The following is a 17,188-nucleotide window of genomic DNA, read 5'->3' on the forward strand; positions in this document are numbered from 1 at the left end:
ATCAGCGTGCCGGGGCCTCCTGCAGGCTCCGGCGCGTGGTGAACGTGCGCTCCTGCCCGGTCAGCGGATCGGTGAACCGGAGCTCGCGTGCGAGGAGCTGGAGCGGGCGGGTGAAGTCGTCCGGACGCTCCGGCTGCAGCACGGGGTAGAAGCCGTCGTGGAGGATGCCGAGGCCGAGCGCGGCGAGGTGTACGCGGAGCTGGTGCATCTTCCCGCTGTGCGGACGGAGAAGCGTGTGCACGAAGCGATCGTCGGCGGCGATGACCTCGATGAGCGTCTCGGAGTTCGGCTCGCCGTCCTCATCCACCTGCACGCACACCTGACCGCGGAGCTTCTCGATCCGGTTGCGGTAGACGAGGGGGAACCGCGACGGATCCCAGTCCGCCGGGCGCGCGGAGACCGCCTCGTACACCTTCTCCACACGACGGTCCTCGAACAGCAGCTGGTAGGCGCCGCGGGTGGCCGGACGGGCGGAGAACATCAGCAGCCCCGCCGTGGCCCGGTCGAGGCGGTGGATGGGCGTGAGATCCGGGTTGCCGAGGCGGTTGCGCAGCCGGACGAGGGCGGAGTTCTGCAGGTACTTGCCGCCCGGCGTGGTGGGGAGGAAGTGCGGCTTGTCCACCACCACCAGATGCTCGTCCTGGTGCAGGATCTCCTCGGTGAACGGGATCTCCTTCTCGACCGGAGGCTCCCGGTAGTACCAGACGAACTCCTCGGCGCCGAGAGGCGTGTCCCGGGAGAGCGGCCGGCCGTCGCGCGCGACGATCTCCCCGCGGTCGAAGCGCACGAGCAGCCGCTCCGGATCGAGGTGGAAGAACTGCTCGACCATGTAGGCGGCGATGGTCGGCCACGCACCCGTCAGCGGCACGTGCAGCCGGGTCGCGCCGACCCCGTCGCGCACGGGAAGCGGGGAGGGCATGCCCATGTCTCGGCCTTCGGAGCAGGGGTCGCGGGGCTGCGACCGGGTGCTCCCAGCCTAGGCGACCGCTCGGGCAGGGTCCGTGGGCCGCGGCCACTCCTGCCTCGGTTGCACGATCCCGTTGCGCCTGTACGACCGTTCCGGGGTTCTCGTCCCACGTCCGAACCCTGGTCGTGCATTCGGAGCGAGGGGGCCGGACAGGAGGCCCCGGAACAGGCGGGGTGTCAGCGGGTTTCGGCGGCGAGCCAGTCGTCGAAGGTCGTCGCCGCCGTGCGCGCGTCGTCGCCGGGAAGCAGCACCTCACCCGCGAACTCGACGCCGAGTGCGGCACCCTCCCACGCGGCGCGCAGCGGAAGGTCGCGACCCCACGCCGCGAGAGTGCGGCGCGCCATGTCGACGGCGTCCTCCGTGCGGGGTCCGGCGATGTCGAACGAGCCGCCGAGCGCCGGCGACTCCGCCGCGTCGACGAGGGTGACGGCCACGTCCGCAGGCGCGATGGGCTGCAGCAGCAGCGGGGGCACGACGCCCTCGCCGTCCTCGATGCTCCACTCGGCGATCATCGCGGGGAAGTCGTGGAACTGCGTCGCCCGCACGACGGTGAACGGAACGGGACCACGAGTGACCTCTCGCTCCTGGGCGCGTTTGCCTGCGTAGTGGGGGTTCCCGCGCACGCGATCGAGCGCCGCGATCGAGAGGGCCACGTGGTGGTCAACCCCGGCTTCGTCCTCGGCGGCGAGCAGCGTGCGGCTGAGCGTGGTGAACACCCGCTCGGCCTCGGCCACATCGGATACCGGGGGATTCGTCGCGTCGACGACCGCGTCCACTCCGCGCAGCAGCGTCGCGAGACCTTCGCCCGCGGTCAGGTCGACCCCCTCGCTGCGGCTGAGCGACAGCGGATCGTGGCCCCGACGCCGGGCCTCCTCGACGACCAGTCGCCCGATCCGGCCCGTTCCTCCTGCGACCGCGATGCGCATGCCCACTCCTTCAATCATGGATATTGTGTGTCCACAATAGGGCGCCCGGATACGATGGGCAAGTGAAACTCCCGGAGACCTCGGAATGGGTGCTGCACACCGTGGCCGTGATCGCTCAGCTCCCCGCGGGGTCGACGGTGTCCGGGGCACAGCTCGCCGAGCACTTCGGCGTGCCGGGGCCGTACCTTTCGAAGCAGCTCGCGAAGCTCGTTCGCGCAGGCATCCTCACCGGGAGCACGGGGCCCCGCGGCGGCTTCCGCCTGGCCAGGGAGCCCGAGAGCATCACCATCCTCGACCTCGTCACCGCGGTCGACGGCGCCGCCGACCCCTACATCTGCCGCGAACTCCGTCAGCAGGGGAGAGGCGCCGCCCGTCCGGAGGACTGCACCGCGCCGTGCGGACTCGCCGTCGTCATGCGCCGTGCCCACGAGGCCTGGAGGGCCTCTCTCGAGGCGGTGTCGATCGCGGAGGTCGTCGGCACGCTCCCCGACACCGTCCCGGCCAAGAACCGGCGCCTCCTCCTCGGACCCTGACCTGCCCGTTCGCACGATCCGTGCCGGGTCGGTCCTGCGACGCCTGCACGACCCGGGTCCGGATGCACGACCAGGTGACCACTTCTCCCGGGCAGCCGTGCGCGGATCGTGCGGGCGGAACAGGCCGGACGGAACAGACGGAACGGACCGATCCGGACCGAACCACACAGGGTGCGGGTCAGGTGTCGAAGCTGAGACTCAGCTTCCGCAGCAGGGCGGCCAGTCGGTCCCGGTCGGCGCGGGAGAGGGCGCGCAGCAGGTCGGCCTCGGCGTCCACGAGCCGGGTGATCGCGGCGTCCACCCGGACCCGGCCGTCGTCGGTCAGGGTCACGAGCACGCTGCGACCATCGGCCGGGTCGGCTTCACGGCGCACGAAGCGACGGCCGACCAGACGGTCGATGCGGTTGGTCATGGTGCCGCTCGACACGAGGGTCTGCTGCAGGAGCTGCTTGGGGGAGAGCTGGAACGGCGACCCGGCGCGGCGCAGCGCCGACAGCACGTCCCACTCCCACGGTTCGAGGTCGCTTCGGCGGAACACCTCGCGGCGCGCGCGGTCGAGGTGTCGGGAGAGGCGGTCCATGCGGGACAGCACCTCGAGGGGGGAGAAGTCGAGGTCGGGGCGCTGCGTGTTCCACGCGCCGACGATCCGATCGACCTCATCCGCCTCGCTCATCCGTTCATTATCGCGTGCGGCGGGGTCGTGGCCGCGGAGGACGCGGGGAGGAGCATCGTGAGGAACGCGCTGTGCGGGTCGGGGAGGTAGGAGCCGAACGGGGCGCCCTCGCGGAACCCGGCGGCGGCGTACATCGCGCGCGCGGGTGCGAAGAAGGGGTCGCGGCCGGTCTCGAGTGAGAGCCGCCGGACGCCCCGCGCGCCGGCGTCGTCGAGGAGATGACCGAGCATCGTCCGCCCGAACCCGCGTCCGCGGAAGGCGGGATCGGTGCGCATCGACTTCAGCTCCTCATGTCCGTCCTCCACGACCGCGAGGGCGCCCGTCGCAGCGATCCGTCCGTCGACCCGTCCCGTGAAAAACCGGACGCGCGGAGTCAGCAGCCGGTCGAGCGGGAGCGCATGCTGGCTCTCGGGTGGAGCGGTGCCGTCCATCTCCGCGTGGTGGGCGGCGACGAAGGCCGCGATCTCGGGGGTGGCGACGGTGACACGGTCGATCACGAGGCTCATCGTCCCAGCATCGCAGAGCGGTGTTTCGGGCGGATGACGGGCCGGCGCGACGCGAGTCGCACACACAGGAACGGAGACCGGGACGTGGCAGACTTATCGGGCGGCGCCCCGGGCGCCGCGGTCCGCCGTGGTGTAATGGCAGCACGACAGCCTTTGGAGCTGTGAGGTCTAGGTTCGAGTCCTGGCGGCGGAGCATGACTGGGAACAACCTCGCCATCGTCGTCCTCGCCGCGGGCCAAGGCACGCGCATGAAGTCGCGCCTGCCGAAGGTGCTGCACCGGATCAGCGGGCGGCCTCTGGTCGGACACGTGCTGACGACGGCCACCCGTCTGCAGCCGGCGCACATCGAGGTGGTCGTGCGCCATGAGCGCGATCAGGTCGTGGCGGCGCTGCGCGAGGACTACCCGGACGCGGTCTTCGTCGACCAGGACGACGTGCCGGGCACGGGCCGCGCCGTCCAGGTCGCGGTCGACGCGCTGCCCGCGGACTTCGACGGCGATGTGCTCGTGCTCTCCGGCGACTGCCCGCTGGCCGATGCCGAGACGCTCTCCACGTTCCTCGACGAGCACCGCGCCTCCGGAGCCCCGGCCACCCTCATGACCGCCCTCGTCGACGACCCCACCGGCTACGGACGGGTCATCCGCGACGCCGACGGCACGGTCGACCGGATCGTCGAGCAGAAGGACGCCACGGCGGAGGAGGCGGCGGTCAGCGAGATCAACGCCGGCATGTACGTGTTCCGCGCCGCCACGCTGCGCACCTACCTGCCGCGGATCGGCGTGGACAACGCCCAGGGCGAGATGTACCTGACCGACGTGCCCGGCCTCGTGCGTCGGGACGGCGACCGGGTCGCGGCGTCGATCGTGTCGGACGTCGAGGTCACGTTCGGGGTCAACGACCGCGCCCAGCTCGCCGAGGTCGGCCGTCGTCTGAACGCCCGCATCGTCCGTCGCTGGCAGCTCGAGGGCGTCACGATCGTCGACCCGGCGACCACCTGGATCGACGACGACGCCACGCTCGCCCCCGACGTCACGATCCTGCCGAACACGCAGATCCTGCGCGCGACGACGATCGCCGCGGGGGCGACGATCGGTCCGGACACCACTCTCGTCGACTGCGAGGTCGGGGAGGACGCGGTCGTCCGCCGGACCGACGCGACCCTGGCCGTGATCGGCGCCGAGGCGACCGTCGGCCCGTTCTCCTACCTCCGCGCCGGCACCGTGCTGGGGCCGAAGGGCAAGATCGGCGCCTACGTCGAGACGAAGAACGCGGAGATCGGCGAGGGCAGCAAGGTCCCGCACCTGTCGTACGTCGGTGATGCGACCATCGGCCGCGGGGTGAACCTCGGGGCGAGCACCATCACCGCCAACTACGACGACGTCAACAAGCACCGCACGGAGATCGGCGACGAGGTGCACACCGGCTCGCACACGGTGCTGGTCGCGCCCGTTAGGCTTGGTCCTGGTGCGAAGACCGGCGCCGGCGCCGTCGTCCGCAAGGACGTCCCGGCCGGTGCCCTGGCCATGAGCGTGGCCCCCCAGCGCAACATCGAGGGGTGGGTCGAGAAGAACAGAGCAGGGACGGGCGCGGCGGATGCCGCGGCCCGGGAGAATTCGGCGGAATAGGCGGAGCATGGCCCGGAAGAAGAAGACGGTCGACCTGGATCGCGACAACGGCGTGGCCCCCGGCCTCGTCGCCAAGACGAAGAAGCGTCTGGTCATCGCGGGTGGTCGATCGCATCCCGAGCTGACGGCGGCCGTCGCCGCGTCGCTCGGCACCGAGATCGCTCCGGTCGAGCACCGTACCTTCGCCTCCGGCGAGATCTACGCCCGCTTCGAGGTCTCGATCCGCGGCTGCGACCTCTTCCTCGTGCAGACCTTCGGCGAGCCGGTCAACGAGTGGCTCATGGAGACGCTCATCATGATCGACGCTGCCAAGCGCGCCTCGGCGAAGCGCATCACCGTCGTCGCGCCGTACTATCCGTACTCGCGTCAGGACAAGAAGGGCCGCGGCCGCGAGCCCATCAGCGCCCGCCTCGTCGCCGACCTGCTGAAGACGGCGGGCGCCGACCGCGTCATGAGCGTCGACCTGCACGCCGCCCAGATCCAGGGCTTCTTCGACGGCCCCGTCGACCACCTGTTCGCCAAGCCGGTGCTCCTGGACCACTTCGAGCGCACGCTCACGCCGGAGGACCGCGAGATCCTCACGGTCGTCTCCCCGGACATGGGCCGCGTCCGCGTGGCCGACACCTGGTCGGACAGCCTCGGCGCGCCGCTCGCGATCATCCACAAGCGCCGCGACCCGAAGGTCGCCAACCAGGTCTCCGTGCACGAGATCGTCGGCACCGTCGAGGGGCGCACCTGCCTCCTCGTCGACGACATGATCGACACCGGCGGCACGATCGTCAAGGCCGCGCAGGCGCTGAAGGCGAACGGCGCGCACCGCGTGATCGTCGCGGCGACCCACGCGATCTTCAGCGACCCGGCCTCTGAGCGGCTCCAGGACGCGGCGATCGACGAGGTCGTCGTCACGGACACCATCCCGCTCTCCGCGTCGCGTCGTTGGGAGAACCTCACGGTGCTGCCGATCGCGCCGCTGCTCGCGCGGGCGATCCATGAGGTCTTCGAAGACGGCTCCGTCACGAGCATGTTCGGCGGGGACGCGTAACTCATCGGGACGGCACAGCCCGCGCATAGCCCTGGTGCTTACGGTCGAGTCATCGACGGAAGAGTCGACCGACGACGACCACGGAGGACCCCATGATCCGCACGACCGTTCCGACCTCTGTCCGCACGGGCTCCGCCCTTCTCGGGATCGCGGGGCTGTTCGTCCTCGCCGGATGCTCGTCGACCGGCGACGCCGCAGACACCTCGACCGGCACCGACGAGACCGCGGGGTCGAGCACCTCGTCCTCGTCGAGCGGGGGTGACGCCTCCGGCACCTACACCGACGGCACGTACACCGCCGACGGCTCGTACCAGACCCCGGAGACGGTGGAGGAGATCACCGTCACGCTCACCCTCGCCGACGGCGTCGTGACGGAGGTCGAGGTGACCGGAGACCCGAAGGCTCCGGAGACCGAGCGGTACCAGGGCGAGTTCATCGACGGGATCGCCGACGAGGTCGTGGGAAAGCCGATCGACGAGCTGAACGTCAGCCGGGTCGCCGGGTCGTCGCTCACGAGCGGCGGCTTCAACGACGCCGTGGCCTCCATCAAGGAGCAGGCCGCCGCCTAGGCGCGAGGCGTCCTCATGGGGGAGTGGCGATTCGAGGCGATCGGCACCGGGTGGGAGATCGAGACCGGTGCCGCGCTCACGGATGACGTCCGCGCGGCCGTGACCGCCGAGATCGAGCGCTTCGATCGCCTCTGGTCCCGCTTCCGAGACGACTCCGACGTGGTGCGTCTCGGACGCTCCGGCGGTCGCCTGTCCTCGCCGGACGCGGGGCCGATGCTTGACGCCTATCGCGATCTCGACGCGGCCACGGCCGGTGCGGTGAATCCGCTGGTCGCCGACAGCCTTGTCGCCCTCGGCTACGACGCCACCTACTCGCTGCAGGCCGGCGATCCCCGCCCGGCTCCCGCGTCCTGGACCTCGCGGCTCACGTGGTCCGCCGGGGCGATCGACGCCCCTGCGCCCGCCCTGCTCGATGTCGGCGCCCTCGGCAAGGGGCGTCTCGTCGACCGGGTCATGGCGGTGCTGGCGGTCGTCCCCGGGGACGTGGTCGTGGATGCCGGCGGAGACATCCGGGTGCGCGGCGCCGGCGTGCGCGTCGCTCTCGAGCACCCGTTCGATGCGCGGAAGGCGATCGGCGTCGTCGAGATCACCGACGGCGCGCTGTGCGCCTCGGCCGTCAATCGACGGGCCTGGGGCGAGGGCCTCCACCACGTGCTCGATGCGCGGACGGGACAGCCCGTCCGCACCTGGGCGGCGACGTGGGCACTCGCCCCGGAGGCGATGACGGCGGATGCCGTGGCCACCGCGCTGTTCTTCGACGGCGGCCCGGAGCTGGCCGCCCGCTGGGGCGTCGAATGGGTGCGCATGACCACCGACGGCCGTGTGCAGCGCTCGCCCGGCTGCCGGGCCGAGCTCTTCACCGCAGCTCCTGCGCGAGCCGCCGGAACCGTGGGAGACAGGACACCATGACCACCGCCTTCGCCGCCGCACGCCAGCGCGTCCTCGCCGTGCTCGGCTCACTGTCGATGTACCGTCTCGTGCTGTTCGCGCTGACGGCCCTCGCGCTCATCGCGCTCGTGCTGTCCCTGCTCGGGGTGATCGTCTCTCCGACGCCGGTGGAGCTGGTGGCATCCTTCCTCGTGCTCGCGGTCGTGATTTCGGCCGTGGACGCGGTCGCGCAGCGCCTGCTCCGCCTGCCCTGGCGCGTGGAGTCCTCACTCGTCACAGCCCTCATCCTGCTGTTCGTGCTGCGTCCCGGCATCGAGCCGTCGGCACTGCTCGGCCTCGCCATCGCGGGCGCGGTGGCCAGCGTGTCCAAGTACCTCATCGCCTGGCGAGGACGCCACATCTTCAACCCGGCGGCGTTCGGTGCCGCGGTCGTGTCGATCCTGGGGGCGTTCGGGGCGTTCAGCTGGCTCGGCACCTCGTCCTCCTGGTGGGTCGGCACGCCGGTGCTCGTTATCCCCGTCGTCCTCCTCGGGCTCGCCGTGCTCTGGCGTACGGAGAAGGTCGGGGTCGTCCTGCTCTTCCTCGTCGTCGCCGTCGCCACCTCGATCGTGCGGCAGGCGGTGCAGGCCGTACAGTTCGACGTGGCCTTCGACGCCGTGACGGCGCTGTCGTTCGCGGTGCTCCAGTCGCCGTTCCTCTTCCTCGGCGCGTTCATGCTGTCGGAGCCCTTGACGCTCCCGCCGCGTCGTCGGCAGCAGCTCGTCGTCGCCGTCGTGGTGGGCGTGCTCGCGGGCTGGCCGATCTCGGTGGCCGGTCTGTTCACGCTCGGGCAGGAGCGCGCACTGCTCATCGGGAACCTCGTGGCCTTCGCGTTCGCGCTCCGCGGGTCCGTGCGTCTCGTCCTGGAGAGCCGCACCTCCGTGACGCCGACCGCCCAGGAGCTCACCTTCCGGGCGAAGGGCCGCGTGCGGTTCCTCCCCGGGCAGTATCTCGAGCTCGACGTGCCGCACCGACGGCCGGACGCGCGCGGGACGCGCCGCGAGTTCAGCATCGTGTCCGCTCCGGCCGACCTTCCGACCCTTCGCATCGCGTACAAGAACGGCGACCAGCAGCACCCGTCGAGCTACAAGCGGGCTCTTGCGGCGGCCGAGCCCGGTGCGACGTTCGCCGTGACCGGAACCTGGGGCGACTTCATCCTCCCGCGCGGCGAGCAGCCGGTGCTCATGGTCGCGGCCGGCATCGGTGTGACTCCGTTCGTGTCGCAGCTCCGGCAGCTCCAGGCGACGGGGGAGCGGCGTGACATCGTCCTCGTCTACGTGGCGTCCTCGGCGGAGGAGCTCGCCTTCCGCGACGAGCTCGCCGCGACGGGTGTGCGCGCGGTCGTGTTCACCCGCGACGAGCCGGCCGGCCTCCCCGCGCACTGGACCTGGGCGCAGGGGGCCCGCCTGGACGCGGAGACCCTGGAGCACGCGGTGGGGGACCTCTCGGCGCGGCACGCCTTCATCTCCGGGCCGCCGCGGCTCATCGCCGACCTCGCGCCCGCGCTGCAGAAGGCCCGTTCCCTCACCACGGACGCCTTCGCCGGCTACTGACCCGGATCGTCTTTCGTCCCCTCGGCCCGGGGACGCTGCGACACCTGCACGACCCCGCGACACCCGCACGACGGAATCCCCGGCCTCGTCGTGCATCCGCCCCCGGATCGTGCCGATGGGATGGGTGCACGGCCGGGGGACGGGTGCACGACCGGGGGACACCTGCGCGACCGGGGAACGGGTGCACGAGGGTGTGAACGGATCGGTCGTGCGGGCGGGTTCCGGTCGTGCAGCTGAGCGGGGTAGAAGGAACCCCTGGGTCAGGCGTCGGGGGTCTCGCCGGGAGGAGTCATCGGGATCCGGACCGTGAAGGTCGTGTCGCCGGGCTCGCTGTCGACCGAGATGCGGCCGTGGTGGCCCTCCACGATGGCCTTGACGATCGCGAGACCGAGCCCGGTCCCTCCGGTCTGCCGGGCGCGGGAGCTGTCCCCGCGGGCGAAACGGGCGAAGAGCTCATCGCGGAGGGCGGGATCGATCCCCGGGCCGTCGTCGTGCACGCGGAGCACGGCCTCGTCGCCCTCCCGGGCCACGCTCAGCGTCACCGTGGTCCCCGCGGGGGTGTGGGTCCTGGCATTGGCCAGCAGGTTCGCGACGACCTGATGCAGCCGCCCGGCATCCCCGACGACGGTGACCGGCTCGTCCGGCACCTCGATGTTCCAGTGATGATCGACCGCCGTCGGCCGCGCATCCGAGAGGCCCTCGAGGGCGAGCTGGGCGAGGTCGACCGTTCCGTACACGAGTTCGCGTCCCTCGTCGAGACGGGCGAGGAGCAGCAGGTCCTCCACGAGCCGTGTCATGCGCAGCGACTGCGCCTGGATGCGCTCCAAGGAGGAGGTCGTGCCCTCGATGACCGCGTCTTCCTTCGTCGTCTCCGGTGCCTGACGCAGCGCCCGCAACGAGAGCTCCGAGTAGCCGCGGATGGAAGCCAGGGGCGTACGCAGCTCATGGCTCGCGTCGGCGACGAACCGGCGCATCTGCTCCTCGTTCTTCTGCCGCGCCGAGAGGGACGTGTCCACGTGGTCGAGGAGCTTGTTGAGTGCGGCGCCGACGAGCCCGGTCTCCGTCCGCGGATCGGCCTCGCTCGCCGGCACGCGCTCGGTGATGCTGACCTCGCCGCGGTCGAGCTGCTGATTGGCGACTCTCGTCGCGGTCGCCGCAACCGCCCGCAGCGGCCGCAGCCCGACACGGATCGTGACCGCCGTCGTCAGGGCGAGGAGGATCAGGCCGCCCGCCGTCGCGAGCAGGATCACGGTGAGGAGCTGCGTGAGCTGATGCTGGATGTCGTCGCGCGGGAGCCCGGTGACGACGACGACGCCGTTGCTCGCGGTGGTCGCGACGACCCGATACGAGCCGAGGCCGTCGAAGGAGACCGTGGCGGGGGTGCCGAGTGCGACCGTTCCGTAGAGCTGCTGCAGCTGACCGGGGGTGAGCGGCTGCGGCGTGCTGTTCAGCGCCCCGCGGCTGTCCTCGAAGGCGACGCCGCTCGGCCCCGCGATGGGGCTGCCGAGCGACAGCAGAAGTCCGGGCATGGGGTCCAGGCGATACAGGATGTTGTCGACGGTGGCCTCGGACGGCGCGACGCCCTCCACGATCCGATCCCGGATCGTCGCGGCGTAGCTCTTCACCTTGTTGTCGAGCTGGTCCTCGAGCGTGCTGCCGAGGGTGGCGCTGGTGATGACGGCGACGATGACGAGGATCAGCGACACGAACCCGATCACCGCGGTCATCAGCCGCGTCTGCAGGCTCATGGGCCGTCGCGTCACCGTCGCTCCGCTCACTGCGGGGCCTTGATCATGTAGCCGACGCCGCGCACGGTGTGCAGGAGGGGCGTGCGCCCGGCGTCGATCTTCTTCCGGAGGTAGGAGATGTAGAGCTCCACGACCGACGACTTGCCGCCGAAGTCGTAGCTCCAGACGCGGTCCAGGATCTGCGCCTTGGACAGCACCCGGCGCTCGTTGCGCATGAGGTAGCGCAGCAGTTCGAACTCGGTCGCGGTCAGCTCGATCTCCACGCCGTCCCGGACGACCTCGTGGCTGTCCTCGTTGAGCGTGAGATCGGCGACCCGGAGGATCGACTGCCCGTCGTCGGCGCTGGCGTGTCCGGTGCGCCGGATGATCGCGCGGAGCCGGGCGATCACCTCCTCCAGGCTGAAGGGCTTGGTCACGTAGTCGTCGCCCCCGGCGGTGAGCCCGGCGACGCGGTCGCCCACGGCATCCTTCGCCGTCAAGAACAGGACGGGGACGAGATTGCCCGCTTCGCGGAGGCGCTTGAGCACGGCCATCCCGTCGAGGTCGGGCATCATGATGTCGAGCACGAGGGCGTCCGGCTCGAACTCTTTCGCGACCTGGATCGCCTCGAGACCGGAGGAGGCGGTGCGCACCTCCCAGCCCTCCATGCGCAGGGCCATGGCGAGCAGATCGGTGAGCATCTGCTCGTCGTCCACGGCGAGGATGCGCAGAGGGGAGCCGTCGGGGCGGCGCAGTTCGGGCAGGTCGCTGGTCATGCCTCTATTCTGCGGAAGTTCCTATGTGATTTCTATGGAGCGGGCTATGGGTTCTCTGGGAGATGTCCGCCTCATAGAACCCTCATCATCCGTCCCTCGAATCCGCATAACGGCCGTCCCTAGCGTCGGTTCCGCGCCGCGATCGTCGCGGCGGGAGGAGAGACATGTACGGACGATATCTGCGGCGCGAACTCGCGGGCCGCAAGAAGCAGACGGCGATCGTGGCCATCGGTCTCGCGATCGCGATCGGACTCGTGATCGTGGTGAACGCCCTGACGACCGGTGTGCGCGACGCCCAGGCGCAGTCGCTCGCGGCGGTGTACGGGGTCGGGACGGATCTCACCGTCACGGGTGCGGCCGCGGAACCGGGCGACGGGACGGGGCCGCGGTTCGAGTTCGACGAGGACGCGGGAGAGAGCGACGGCGAGACCACGACCCTGGAGCAGTCGACCCTGCGCACGGACTTCGGCCGGACGACGCTCGATGCCGCGGTGCTGGACACGGTGGCCGGTACCGACGGCGTCGCCGCCGCGACCGGTGCGCTGAGCCTGACGAACTCGACCTTCTCCGGTGAGCTGCCGAGCGGCGGCTTCGGCGGGCAGGACGGTGCGGAGGGTGGCGAGGCGCCCGCGGAGGGCCAGGCCCCTCCGCAGGGTGGTGGCGGGGGTGGAGGCGGTGCGTTCGGCATCGATTCGTTCACCGTCCTCGGCATCGACCCGTCCGCGTCGGAGGTCGGCCCGCTGGCCTCCGCCGAGATCGGCGAGGGGCGTGGGCTGGACGCCGACGACAGCGGAGCCCTCGTCGCGCTGGTGGACAGCACGTACGCCGCGAGCGAGGACATCGCCGTCGGCGACACCCTGGACGTCGCGGGCTCCGACGTCGAGGTCGTCGGCCTCCTCGCCTCGGCGTCGGATGCCGCAGACACCGCGGCGGACGTCTACCTCCCGCTCGACACCGCGCAGGAGCTGGCCGGGGTGGAGGACGTGATCTCCACGGTGTACGTGCAGGCGGATTCGGCGGCGTCCATCGACGAGGTGCAGACGACCCTGGCGGAGGAGCTTCCCGACGCCACCGTCTCCTCGCAGTCCGAGCTCGCCGCGACCGTGTCCGGCTCGCTCTCGAACGCGACGGCGCTCGTCACGAACCTCGGCACCTGGCTGTCGATCATCGTCCTCGCCGTCGCCGTGCTGCTCTCGGTGCTCCTCACGCTCTCCGGCGTCGGCCGCCGCACCCGCGAGTTCGGCACCCTGAAGGCGATGGGGTGGTCGAACGGCCGCGTCGTGCGTCAGGTCGCCGGGGAGTCGATGGTGCAGGGACTCCTCGGAGGAGCGGCAGGTCTCGTGCTCGGCCTCGCCGGGATCCTGATCATCACCGTCGCGCAGCCGACCGTGGCCGCCGGCTCCGCGGCCGTCGGCGGAGGCCCGGAGGGAGGAGGCGGCTTCGGTGGCCCCGGCGGCATGGCCCCGGGCGCGGAGATCGCCACCGACATCGTGCTGCAGGCACCGCTGACCCCCTGGGTGCTCGTCGCCGCCGTGGGCCTCGCGGTGCTGGGCGGGCTCGTCGCCGGCGCCTTCGGAGGCTGGCGGGCGGCGCGACTGAGCCCCGCCGAGGCCCTGCGGTCCGTCGCATGAGCGGCGTCGCGAACCACATAGGAGAGAAGGAGACCGAGATGACCACGATGACGGATTCGGAGGCCCGCGTTCCGGCCTCGTCGGCGGCGACCCCGCTGTACCGGGCGACGGGCGTCACCCGCACCTATACGCGGAGGGGACGGACGGTGACGGCACTCACCGGCGTCGACCTGGAGATCATGCCCGGCGCCTTCGTCACGATCCAGGGGCCGACCGGAGGGGGCAAGTCGACGCTGCTGCAGCTGCTGGGGGCGCTCGACACCCCGACCTCCGGGACGCTGCAGCTGGACGGCCGTGAACTGTCGTCGGCCTCGCCGTCGGAGCTGGGGCGGATCCGCGCGCAGGAGATCGGCTTCGTCTTCCAGGGGTTCAACCTGATCCCCACGCTGACGGCGGCGGAGAACGTCGACATGGCCCTGGAGCCGCTCGGCATCGACCCGGCGGAACGACGCACCCGGGTCGCCGCCGCTCTCGCCCACGTCGGCCTGGCGGACCGCGGAGACCATCGTCCCGCGGAGCTGTCCGGCGGACAGCAGCAGCGTGTCGCGATCGCGCGGGCGATCGTGAAGCGCCCCCGGGTGCTGCTCGCGGACGAGCCGACGGGCAACCTCGACGAGAGGATGCGCGACGAGATCCTCGACCTGCTGGAACGCCTCTGCGCGGAGGGCATCACGATGGTCGTCGTCACGCACGACTCCGCGGTGGCGCGGCGGGCGACGAAAAGGCTGCGTCTGACGCAGGGGACGGTGAGGGACATCACCCGATAGCGGGCGGCGCGGGGGAGGGGCGGACGGTGGGCCGCCCCTCTTCCGCGATGTCCGACCCCGGGTCTACCGTGTGCTCATGGTCGACCACGTCGAATCCGCACAGCCCACCGTCCACCGTCCCTCCACCGTCTCCGAGGTCGCCGCGCTCGTCCGCGCCGCCGCGCAGGAGGCGGTCCCCCTGACCGTCGTCTCCGGCGGCCACGGGCCCTGGTCCCACGCCTCCGCTCCCGGTCTGCGGCTCGAACTCGGGGAGCTCTCCTCGATCGAGGTCGACGGCACCGCCGTGCGCATCGGTGGCGGTGCGGTCTGGGGCGATGTCGCGACAGCCCTCGCCGGCCACGGCCTCGCCCTGAGCTCCGGCGACACGGCCAGCGTCGGTGTCGGCGGTCTCACGCTCGGCGGCGGCATCGGCTGGATGGTGCGCGCCTGGGGCCTCGCCGTCGATCAGCTCGTCGGCGCCCAGGTCGTCACCGCGAGCGGAGAAGTGGTGGAGGTCTCGGCCACGCAGCATCCCGACCTGTTCTGGGCGCTGCGCGGCGGTGGCGGCAACTTCGGCATCGTCACCCGTTTCGACTTCGACGCGCATCGCCTGCCGGGGATCGCGCTGGCCGAGTCCGTCGTCGACGGCGACGCGACCGCCGTGCTCCGGGCCGCGCGCGAACTCCTCCGCGACGCCCCGCGCGAGCTCACCGTCACGTACATGGACGTGCCGCCCATGGACCCGAGTGCTCCGGCCGGTGCCCGGCTGACCTCCGTATGGGCGGCGCCCGACCCGGAAGCGCTGCGCGTGGAACTGGCGCCGATCACCGCGCTCGACGGTGTCACGACGGAGATCACCGAGCCCGCCTACCGGGACATCCTGATGGAGATGCCGCAGCCCGAGGGCGGCGAGGCCCCCGCCCCTCCCGGGTTCCTCGGCGGGAACGGTCTCGTCGCCGATCTCGACGACGAGACGATCGATCGGCTGGTGGCCTATCGGCGGGAGTACCCCGCCTCGGTCGTCTTCCTCCGGTCCCTCGGCGGGGCGTTCGGCGACGTGCCGCAGGAGGAGACGGCCTTCCCGGCGCGCAGCGCCACGTGGTTCGTCATGGCCGGTGCCTTCGACGTCCCCGGGATGCTCGACGAGCAGCAGCGTGAGAAGGCCGCCGCCGACGCGCAGCGGATCGTCGGGCGCCGCCTCGCCGAGTACAGCAACTTCGTCGACCGCGAGCGGCCGGACGCGGTGTCCGGGATGTACGACGGCGACGGCTACGCGCGTCTGCGGGCGGTGAAGGCGCAGTGGGACCCGCAGAACGTGTTCCGCCGCAACCACAACATCCTCGTCTGACGCACGAAGGGCCGGGCACCCTGCGGTGCCCGGCCCTTCGTAGACCCGAGGTCAGTGCGTGTCTTCGGCCTCGATCTCAGAGCGATCGCCGGACCACAGCGTGTGGAAGGTGCCCTCCTTGTCGATGCGCTTGTAGGTGTGCGCACCGAAGAAGTCGCGCTGACCCTGCACCAGAGCGGCCGGGAGGCGGTCGGCGCGGATGCCGTCGTAGTACGACAGCGACGACGAGAAGGCGGGAGCCGGGATGCCGGACTGCGCCGCCGTGACCACCACGCGGCGCCATGCCGCCTGGCCGCGGGTGAGCGCCTCGGCGAAGTACGGAGCCGTCATCAGCACCGGCAGGTCGGGGGTCTCGGCGTACGCGTCCGCGATCCGGTTCAGGAACTGTGCACGGATGATGCAGCCGCCGCGCCAGATCTTGGAGATCGCACCGAGATCGATGTTCCAGCCGTACTCGGCGGCACCGGCGCGGATCTCGTCGAAGCCCTGCGAGTAGGCGACGATCTTGGAGGCGTAGAGCGCCAGGCGGACGTCCTCGACGAAGGCGTCGACCTCGTCGGCCGGGACCGTGAACTCCTCGTCCGGGCCGGGAAGCGCCGCGGCGACCGCGCGCTGCTCGGGGTGCGAGGAGAGGGAGCGGGCGAACGTCGCCTCGGCGATACCCGAGACCGGCACGCCCAGGGAGAGCGCGGTCTGCACGGTCCAGGCGCCGGTGCCCTTCGCGCCGGCCTGGTCCAGGATGACGTCGACCAGCGGCTTGCCGGTGGACGCGTCGACCTGCCGCAGCACCTCGGCGGTGATCTCGATGAGGTACGACTCCAGCTCGCCGCGGTTCCACTCGGCGAAGATCTCGGCGATCTCCGCGGGCGTCTTGCCGGTGCCGCGCCGGATGAGGTCGTACGCCTCGGCGATGAGCTGCATGTCGGCGTACTCGATGCCGTTGTGCACCATCTTGACGAAGTGGCCGGCGCCGTCGTGGCCGACGTGCGTCACGCAGGGCTCGCCCTCGGCGACCGCGGCGATGGACTTCAGGATGGGCCCGAGCGTGACCCAGGACTCGTCGGAGCCGCCCGGCATGATCGAGGGGCCGGTGAGGGCCCCCTCCTCGCCGCCGGAGATGCCGGCGCCGACGAAGTTGATGCCGGTCTCGCGGACGGCCTTCTCGCGGCGGATGGTGTCCGGGAAGTAGGCGTTGCCGCCGTCGACGATGATGTCGCCCGGCTCGAAGACCTCGACGAGAGAGTCGATCACGGCGTCGGTCGGAGCTCCGGCCTTGACCATGATGATGGCGGTACGCGGCTTCTGCAGCGAATCGGCGAACTCCTGGTAGGTCTTCGCCGGGATGAAGCCCGCCTCGGGATGCTCGTCGAGGAGGGTCTGCGTCTTCTCGTAGCTGCGGTTGAAGATCGCCACGGTGTTGCCCTCGCGGCTCGCGAGGTTGCGGGCGAGGTTCGACCCCATGACGGCGAGTCCGACGACTCCGATGTTCGCTGATGCTTCGGGCACGGAAGGCTCCTCGATCGTGAAGAAGGGTTGAGTTCAGCGTATCGCTGTAGGGCGGATCGAGGCGCACCCGTGACGCGACCCGGTCATCGTCCGCGGTGCCGGGCGGCCGGGACGCTCGGGACCTCTACGCTGA

At 71.2% G+C, this 17,188-nt stretch carries 16 protein-coding genes and 1 tRNA gene; 10 read left to right on the plus strand and 7 right to left on the minus strand.

The annotated features are described in order from the left end of the window. Nucleotide 1: 1 nt before the first annotated feature. Both BV453_RS08240 and BV453_RS08245 read right to left on the minus strand, forming a co-directional pair. Nucleotides 2–925 (minus strand): pseudouridine synthase, encoded by a 924-nt coding sequence (locus BV453_RS08240; protein ID WP_249521348.1) that lies wholly within the window; start codon nt 923–925, stop codon nt 2–4. A gap of 218 nt (nt 926–1,143) precedes the next feature. Then, nucleotides 1,144–1,893: an SDR family oxidoreductase gene (locus tag BV453_RS08245; RefSeq protein WP_249521349.1), complete on the minus strand. Its 750-nt coding sequence runs from the start codon at nt 1,891–1,893 to the stop codon at nt 1,144–1,146. A 62-nt stretch (nt 1,894–1,955) separates the two neighbouring features. Here BV453_RS08245 and BV453_RS08250 point away from each other — a divergent pair, with 62 nt between their 5' ends. Further along, complete coding sequence (locus BV453_RS08250; RefSeq protein WP_085606068.1) at nt 1,956–2,426, plus strand: Rrf2 family transcriptional regulator; 471 nt, start codon at nt 1,956–1,958, stop codon at nt 2,424–2,426. A 178-nt stretch (nt 2,427–2,604) separates the two neighbouring features. Here the strand turns inward: BV453_RS08250 and BV453_RS08255 are convergent, their stop codons facing one another. Both BV453_RS08255 and BV453_RS08260 read right to left on the minus strand, forming a co-directional pair. Beyond that, nucleotides 2,605–3,099 (minus strand): MarR family winged helix-turn-helix transcriptional regulator, encoded by a 495-nt coding sequence (locus BV453_RS08255; protein WP_025105633.1) that lies wholly within the window; start codon nt 3,097–3,099, stop codon nt 2,605–2,607. Beyond that, nucleotides 3,096–3,605 (minus strand): GNAT family N-acetyltransferase, encoded by a 510-nt coding sequence (locus BV453_RS08260; RefSeq protein WP_249521350.1) that lies wholly within the window; start codon nt 3,603–3,605, stop codon nt 3,096–3,098. Before BV453_RS08260 ends, BV453_RS08255 begins: the two co-directional genes overlap by 4 nt. A gap of 121 nt (nt 3,606–3,726) precedes the next feature. Between BV453_RS08260 and BV453_RS08265 the strand changes: the two genes are divergently transcribed. The 6 genes from BV453_RS08265 (at nt 3,727) to BV453_RS08290 (ending at nt 9,321) form a co-directional block, all read left to right on the plus strand. Then, nucleotides 3,727–3,798, plus strand: a tRNA-Gln gene (locus tag BV453_RS08265). 1 nt (nt 3,799) lies between these two features. After that, nucleotides 3,800–5,230, plus strand: a complete 1,431-nt coding sequence (gene glmU, locus BV453_RS08270; protein WP_025105635.1) for a bifunctional UDP-N-acetylglucosamine diphosphorylase/glucosamine-1-phosphate N-acetyltransferase GlmU — start codon at nt 3,800–3,802, stop codon at nt 5,228–5,230. Between the two features lie 7 nt (nt 5,231–5,237). Then, on the plus strand, nt 5,238–6,272 hold the full coding sequence (locus BV453_RS08275) for a ribose-phosphate diphosphokinase (protein WP_025105636.1): 1,035 nt from the start codon (nt 5,238–5,240) through the stop codon (nt 6,270–6,272). Between the two features lie 92 nt (nt 6,273–6,364). Continuing rightward, nucleotides 6,365–6,841 carry an FMN-binding protein gene (locus BV453_RS08280; protein ID WP_062636521.1) on the plus strand — a complete coding sequence of 159 codons (477 nt, stop codon included), beginning with the start codon at nt 6,365–6,367 and terminating at the stop codon, nt 6,839–6,841. A gap of 15 nt (nt 6,842–6,856) precedes the next feature. Further along, a complete protein-coding gene (locus BV453_RS08285) occupies nt 6,857–7,750 on the plus strand; it encodes an FAD:protein FMN transferase (protein WP_249521351.1) in 894 nt (297 codons plus the stop codon). Beyond that, nucleotides 7,747–9,321 (plus strand): FAD-dependent oxidoreductase, encoded by a 1,575-nt coding sequence (locus BV453_RS08290; RefSeq protein WP_249521352.1) that lies wholly within the window; start codon nt 7,747–7,749, stop codon nt 9,319–9,321. Before BV453_RS08285 ends, BV453_RS08290 begins: the two co-directional genes overlap by 4 nt. 260 nt (nt 9,322–9,581) lie before the next feature. On the opposite strand, the gene BV453_RS08295 is transcribed toward BV453_RS08290, so the two are convergent. Together BV453_RS08295 and BV453_RS08300 are read right to left on the minus strand one after the other, a co-directional pair. Further along, nucleotides 9,582–11,069 carry a cell wall metabolism sensor histidine kinase WalK gene (locus BV453_RS08295; RefSeq protein WP_249521353.1) on the minus strand — a complete coding sequence of 496 codons (1,488 nt, stop codon included), beginning with the start codon at nt 11,067–11,069 and terminating at the stop codon, nt 9,582–9,584. Between the two features lie 26 nt (nt 11,070–11,095). After that, complete coding sequence (locus BV453_RS08300; protein ID WP_025105641.1) at nt 11,096–11,824, minus strand: response regulator transcription factor; 729 nt, start codon at nt 11,822–11,824, stop codon at nt 11,096–11,098. 164 nt (nt 11,825–11,988) lie between these two features. On the opposite strand from BV453_RS08300, the gene BV453_RS08305 reads away from it, so the two are divergent. From BV453_RS08305 to BV453_RS08315, 3 genes are all read left to right on the plus strand, one after another. After that, nucleotides 11,989–13,455, plus strand: coding sequence for an ABC transporter permease (locus BV453_RS08305; protein ID WP_249521354.1), 1,467 nt, complete (start codon nt 11,989–11,991; stop codon nt 13,453–13,455). Nucleotides 13,456–13,502: 47 nt separating this feature from the next. Further along, the gene (locus BV453_RS08310) at nt 13,503–14,222 is read left to right on the plus strand and encodes an ABC transporter ATP-binding protein (RefSeq protein ID WP_174235374.1); all 720 of its coding nucleotides are present in this window, start codon (nt 13,503–13,505) and stop codon (nt 14,220–14,222) included. Between the two features lie 76 nt (nt 14,223–14,298). Beyond that, nucleotides 14,299–15,549: an FAD-binding oxidoreductase gene (locus tag BV453_RS08315; RefSeq protein WP_249521355.1), complete on the plus strand. Its 1,251-nt coding sequence runs from the start codon at nt 14,299–14,301 to the stop codon at nt 15,547–15,549. Between the two features lie 51 nt (nt 15,550–15,600). Here the strand turns inward: BV453_RS08315 and gndA are convergent, their stop codons facing one another. Beyond that, complete coding sequence (gene gndA, locus BV453_RS08320) at nt 15,601–17,055, minus strand: NADP-dependent phosphogluconate dehydrogenase (protein ID WP_025105645.1); 1,455 nt, start codon at nt 17,053–17,055, stop codon at nt 15,601–15,603. Nucleotides 17,056–17,188 lie beyond the last annotated feature (133 nt).

This window comes from Microbacterium sp. ER1 (assembly GCF_023383675.1).
Lineage (GTDB): Bacteria > Actinomycetota > Actinomycetes > Actinomycetales > Microbacteriaceae > Microbacterium.